The sequence below is a fragment of the Nostoc sp. genome (genome assembly GCF_036919495.1).
Classification (GTDB): domain Bacteria; phylum Cyanobacteriota; class Cyanobacteriia; order Cyanobacteriales; family Nostocaceae; genus Nostoc.
On record NZ_JBALBZ010000162.1, the window covers coordinates 1 to 6,053 of the forward strand.

The 6,053-nt window shown below is 42.5% G+C and carries 6 protein-coding genes and 1 pseudogene; 3 read left to right on the forward strand and 4 right to left on the reverse strand.

Going from position 1 to position 6,053, the window contains the following annotated elements:
• A pseudogene (locus V7K25_RS23160) lies at positions 1–375 on the forward strand (PEP-CTERM sorting domain-containing protein); the annotation flags it as partial.
• A 146-nt stretch (positions 376–521) separates the two neighbouring features.
• Here the strand turns inward: V7K25_RS23160 and V7K25_RS23165 are convergent.
• Both V7K25_RS23165 and V7K25_RS23170 read right to left on the reverse strand, forming a co-directional pair.
• On the reverse strand, positions 522–1,685 hold the full coding sequence (locus V7K25_RS23165) for a DUF58 domain-containing protein (RefSeq protein WP_335160973.1): 1,164 nt from the start codon (positions 1,683–1,685) through the stop codon (positions 522–524).
• Positions 1,686–1,887: 202 nt separating this feature from the next.
• The gene (locus V7K25_RS23170; protein ID WP_335160975.1) at positions 1,888–2,475 is read right to left on the reverse strand and encodes a Uma2 family endonuclease; all 588 of its coding nucleotides are present in this window, start codon (positions 2,473–2,475) and stop codon (positions 1,888–1,890) included.
• 404 nt (positions 2,476–2,879) lie between these two features.
• Here V7K25_RS23170 and V7K25_RS23175 point away from each other — a divergent pair, with 404 nt between their 5' ends.
• Entirely contained in the window at positions 2,880–3,173 is a 294-nt protein-coding gene (locus V7K25_RS23175) for a DUF433 domain-containing protein (protein ID WP_335160977.1), read from the forward strand.
• Positions 3,170–3,535: a DUF5615 family PIN-like protein gene (locus V7K25_RS23180; RefSeq protein WP_335160979.1), complete on the forward strand. Its 366-nt coding sequence runs from the start codon at positions 3,170–3,172 to the stop codon at positions 3,533–3,535. Before V7K25_RS23175 ends, V7K25_RS23180 begins: the two co-directional genes overlap by 4 nt.
• A gap of 130 nt (positions 3,536–3,665) precedes the next feature.
• Here V7K25_RS23180 and V7K25_RS23185 read toward each other — a convergent pair whose 3' ends face one another.
• Positions 3,666–4,160: a hypothetical protein gene (locus V7K25_RS23185; protein ID WP_335160981.1), complete on the reverse strand. Its 495-nt coding sequence runs from the start codon at positions 4,158–4,160 to the stop codon at positions 3,666–3,668.
• Positions 4,161–4,319: 159 nt separating this feature from the next.
• Positions 4,320–6,053, reverse strand: a 1,734-nt coding sequence (gene typA, locus V7K25_RS23190) for a translational GTPase TypA (protein ID WP_335160983.1), incomplete at its 5' end; no start/stop codon positions are given.

Consider the following 6,053-nt stretch of genomic DNA (forward strand, 5'->3'; position numbering starts at 1 on the left):
AGTAATAGTGTTTTTGACTTCAATAGTGCTTACCTCACAGCTGCTTGGAATAATGGTCTTTCGGTTACTGTAAAAGGTTTAAAGAGCGGCGCAACACTGTATTCAAAAACTGTGGTTGTAGATACGACACAGCCAACTTTAGTTAATTTTGATTATTTTGGTGTTGATGAATTAAAGTTTACGTCCTTTGGTGGAGTTGAGCCAGATTATCTTATAAACACGGGTGGTAGGGGGACACAGTTTGCGCTAGATAATTTTACCTTTAATGAAAAAGCTACATCTGTTCCCGAACCTACATTGCTACCAGCGCTACTGTCAATAGTTACTTTAAGCGCTGGTTCAGTATTAAGACGTAAACAGCTAAAGCAAAGCTAACTCAAACCTTGCACTTTGCCTGAAGGACTAGAAGTTGCAGCTACACAAACAAAGTTTACCTCCGTGGGCTAAAAGCTTTACAACCTGTAGAGGTAGCCTTTGTTCGTATAGCCCTTCTAGGATGTGTTTTTTACTGAAGGTATTGATTAATACGAATTTAATGTTTTTTGCAGTTGGGGTTGCAGTGGCTGATTGCTTTGCAAAACTATACCAGGGTGTTCCCAATTGATTACCTCTTGTTCTGCTGGTGAGGAAGTATTTGGCCACAAAACCCAGCGACTGCCTTGAGGAAGAGTCGCAAGGCTTAGGGGGTTTTGAGTTAGCCAAATCAAAGGGTAGCTTTTAGTAACTACTGAACTGGCATCTTCTAATGCTCTAGTTGCTGCTAAGGTTTCTAGAACATAGGCATCGCCTTTAATTAAATCTGTTGATGCTGTCCATAGTTGTACCTGTAATTGCTGCTGCTGTGCATAAAAATACAATGATGCTGCGGCAATTACTGCTTGTTCAAAGTTTTCTTCTTCCCAATTGCTAGCACTATCGAGGGCAATAACTATTTCTTGTCCACCTGTGACCATTTCTAACTCCCGCACCCTTAATTCTCCATAACGGGCACTAGTTCGCCAGTGAATCAGACGGGTGGGATCTCCGATGCGGTAAGGGCGGAGCGATCGCACCAGCCCTGTTGTCGCTGTCTGCAACGGTCTACCACGAGGATCGCCCCTTTTGCTCTCTTCTTGCCCCATTTCGTCTACTAGGGGGCAGGTAGCCAAGGGTAATACTGTGGGATAGACGATCGCTGTGGCAGCACAATCACGCTGACGGCGACACCAGAACAATCCCAAAGGCGCACCAGAACCAAGTTCAACTGTGTGCCAGCGATAAACGCCCCGGCGCTGGGTAGGGTGGTAATATACCCAACGGTAACTACCTTGGCGAGGAATTGTTTCAATGGCCTTTTGTACTGGTTTCCCTAAGACGAAGGGTAGTATATCCTCAACTTGCAATAAGCTTACAGCCTGCTGTGTCTGATTGCGGATTTCTAATTCTATAGTGAGATCGTCGCCTGCTGACACAGGTTGAATGGGACGGCGGGTGATGGATAGATTTGTGAGCGATCGCGGCGGTAAGATGGCTGCTACACCCAAAAGGGCAAAACTAATGCCGCTAATGGCGTATAGCCAACCAGCCATAGTATTGATACCTGCGCCAAAAAAACAAATTGCGGTTAATGCTAACACCCAACCGCCATAAGCAGGGGTACTGGCACGGGTTTCTAACCAATTAGTGATGGGTTTGATGATTTTCATGTTTCTTTTTTAACCCAACACCGCCCTAAATTCACAGTATCTCAGGGGTTCGCCTGATGTCTTTATTGAAACCGCTCTAAAATTTGGTTTACGAATGTCTTTCCATTAATTAGGTCTTTTTTGTTCAGTTAGGGTTTATTCAGGAAACACAGTAAGTCATATTCACACAAGATGCAGATTCTTTTATGATTGCGAGTTGCTGTCAAATTTTACGCTGTAACCAAGCAAAGATTTCATTAACAGAAGGCGTTAAATTCAAATCTTCTAACACTGGTAATATATCTTGTCCTGCTACCAAATCTGGTAAAGAATTAGGCTGATAAACTAAAATACAGCGTTCACTTGAATCAATCAACCATCCTAGCTGACTACCATTTCTCAAACAGTGTAAAATATTGCCAGTTACTTTCGTTTTACTTTGAGCAGGGGAAAGAATTTCGATGACCCAAGGGGGTGCAAAATCAATCCCGATGCTAATAATTTCACCGTTTTCATCCAGTGGTATTTGATTGGTAGAGATAACAACCACATCAGTAACTACTGAACGAATACCGCAGGTACAGCGTAATTCAGGAAAGGCTTCGTAGTTACTACCCAAGGCATCAATCACTGCAACTAAACGTTTTTGCAATAAGCTGTGTTTAGCCCCTCCCATAGGTTTCTGAATTGCCTCTTTGTTAATATATTCCCAAGCTGGTGACTCTTCAATATATGGAAGTTTTAAGAACTCTTCTAGAGTCGTGCTTTCTGGAACTGTAATTTTTCCTTGCGTCAACCCAATATTTTTCATAATTTGGTTACAAGCGGAATCGGGTCAGTTGTTGGAACAAGTACCATACAATTTATCTGTATTTTGGTCGTTTGCATCTATAAATTTATAATTGTATATGATGAAATTATGTTACACTCTTGTACAATTATTAGATGAAAATTATTTACTTTAAATATATCAGTCTTATCTGATTTATGTGAAATTAAAGCAGTACCGAGAGGCTAGGCCTACACAGTGTAAATCTATGCTGCTAATTGGCGATCGCTTTTTGTAAGAATGCCTGCTGGCAGGGTTCAGGCAGGCCGCTTAAGTAGGTTTATCTGGCTGCATCTGTAACTTTGTTAGAGCCAGAACTGCTAATGTATTATTGAACTATGGAATAAATGTAGAAGATTCATTGATTCAGGTAGAGTAGAAAAAACATGGTGGCAATAGTTGATATTGGAACCCTAATTGTGAGGACACCTCAAATTGCTGGAGGTCGCCCTTGCATTGCTGGTACGCGGATGACGGTTCAAAACATTGTAATGGATTCTCAAGCAGGCTTATCTCCTCAAGATATTGTTACAGAATATCCACATGTATCTCTAGCGCAAGTTTATGCGGCGCTTGCCTATTACTATGCTAATCAGGAAGCAATGGATAGAGAAATTGCTTTATATCAAGCAGAATGTAATGCGCTGGAAACGAAGTGGATGTCAGGTAATTGTGCATGAGTCAAATTTGCTTCTATTTAGATGAAGATGCTGGCAAGAAATCTTTAGCTAATGGCTTACGCAATGCAGGGATTGATGTAATAACAACGGCTGAGGCAGATAGATTAGGATCGTTTGATGATAGCCAATTAATTTGGGCAACGGAACAGAGACGAGTTATTTATAGTTTCAATGTTGGTGATTTTTGTCGATTGCATAAAGCTTATCTCGAACAGCAACAAAAGCATTCAGGTATTGTACTTGCTGCCAAGCAGAGCTATTCAATTGGAGAACAGTTGCGAGGATTGTTGAAGTTAGTAGAAAGTGTAGAAGCCGAGGATATGGCAAATCAATTAGTGTTTCTGAGAAAAAATATATATTGATAATTTTTAACCTGCGATCGCTTTGTGTGAAAATATGCAAAAGAACGATGTCTACGACGGGCTACGCCTAAGCAACGCACTGTAAATCTATGCTGCAAATTAGCTATCACACTCTAAAGGTTTTTGTTGGTTAGCTATCGCTTCTCACTGATAACCTCATTAACGGAGTCTTCACTAATAGTCGCAGCAGACTGTAATTTTGAACAGTAGTATCAATTGTTTGTTCTTGTGTATATTCATCTTTGTTATTTTCTTCTTCCAATGCCTGAAAAGGAGGTAAGAGAGGTTGCTGTTCACGAACAGAGGTAGGTTTCGTAACTTTAAGAGGAGTTAAGGGAACATAACCACCCAAAACAGATGCAACCTTATCAATTGCAGTATCAGTGAAAGATAGATTCAGCTTCCTTGAGTAATTGTTGTCTGATTGTTCCTCTTCTAGAGAAAAATTATTCATAGGAGTAGGGCTAGGCTGAGGAGCGTCATTGAAAGTGCCGCACTTAAGGCATTTGCTTTTATCTCTAAGTAAATAAGTATTACACTTTAGACAATTTACTTGCCGTTCACAGCTAATGCAAAAGTTATATGCCTCATCAATTGGTTCATCACAATATGGGCAGTTTGCCACAGTTTGCTCTTCCTAATCTTTCTCTAAATACTTGAATTGCTAGTATAGCGGAGAGATACTTTTCTTACAACGATCAGAGATGCTCACCCCAAATAACAAAACAAAAAAGCCCGCGTGAGCGAGCTTTTTAAATCAATTAAAGTCGAGTTATGTCTTTACTTACCGTTTCGCCAACTTCTTCGACATCTTCCTTAGACGAATCGATTGGGGTGTAACTTCCACCAATTCATCGGGGCCAATGTATTCCAAAGCACGCTCTAGGCTCATGTCTATCGGCGCTTGCAATTGAACCAATTCATCGCCACCAGCAGCCCGGTGGTTGGTTAACTGCTTGGTCTTACAGATATTCAATTCCAAATCTTGAGAACGATTGTGTTCTCCCACAATCATACCTCTGTAAACCTTTGTGCCGGGAGTAATAAAGAATGCTCCTCTATCTTCGGCATTTCTCATAGCGTAGAAGGTAGAAACGCCTTCTTCAAAGGAGATTAAAACGCCTTTGTTACGAGCTTCAATATCACCGCTGATTTGACGGTAGTCTAAGAAACTGTGGTTCATGATGCCTTCGCCACGAGTCATCCGCATGAATTCACCCCGGAAACCAATCAATCCACGGGCGGGAATGACAAACTCTAACTGGGTGCGATCGCCACTACCTGGCTGCATATCTTGCATTTCGCCTTTGCGTTGTCCCAGGCGTTCAATACAGCTACCCACACCATCAGCAGGAACGTCTAACACCAAGAGTTCAAAAGGTTCGCAAGGTTGGCCGTTAATTTCGCGGTAAATTACCTGTGGCTGAGATACCTGAAACTCGAAGCCTTCCCGACGCATGGTTTCAATTAAGATACCCAGGTGGAGTTCACCACGACCGGAAACGAGGAATTTATCTGGAGAATCGGTTTCTTCGACACGTAAAGCAACGTTGGTTTCGAGTTCGCGGAATAGGCGATCGCGTATTTGACGGGAAGTCACCAACTTACCTTCTTGACCAGCAAAGGGCGAATCATTCACCCAGAAGGCCATTTGCAAGGTTGGTTCATCCACTTTAATTAGTGGTAAAGCTTGCGGTTCATTGGGGTCAGTAATCGTTTCCCCAATATAAGCATCAGCGAAACCAGCCACCGCCACAATATAACCTGCGGTTGCTTCTTCCATCTCTACGCGCTTTAGTCCATCAAAGCCCATCAATTTGGTAATTTTACCCTTGACAATAGTGCCATTTTCTGTTACCAAGGCAGCTTGTTGTCCTGAGCGGATAGTACCGTTGTGAATTCTGCCAATCACAATCCGTCCCAGATATTCAGAATAATCTAGGGTTGTAACTTGCAATTGCAGAGGCTTATTGCTGTCGCCTACTGGTGGTGGAACGTGTTGCAGAATCGCGTTAAACAGTGGTTGCATATCTACCGATTCTGCTTCCAAGCTTTCTTTGGCGAAACCTGCCATACCGGAGGCAAACAGATAGGTAAAATCACACTGGTCTTCATCTGCTCCTAATTCTAAGAACAGATCCAATACTTTATCAACAGCAACGTGGGGGTCAGTTTGTCCACGGTCGATTTTGTTGATGATAACGATGGGACGTAGCCCTTTTTCCAAAGCTTTTTTGAGAACAAAGCGTGTTTGGGGCATAGGGCCTTCATTGGCATCGACAATCAGCAAACATCCGTCAACCATGCCGAGTACGCGTTCAACTTCGCCACCAAAGTCAGCGTGTCCAGGAGTATCAACAATATTGATTAGTGTTTCTTTGTAGCGAACTGCCGTATTTTTGGACAGGATAGTAATACCCCGTTCCCGTTCTAGGGCGTTGGAGTCCATAACGCAATCCGGAACGTCTTCGCCTTCGCGGAAAATGCCGGATTGTTTGAGGAGTGCGTCAACCAGGGT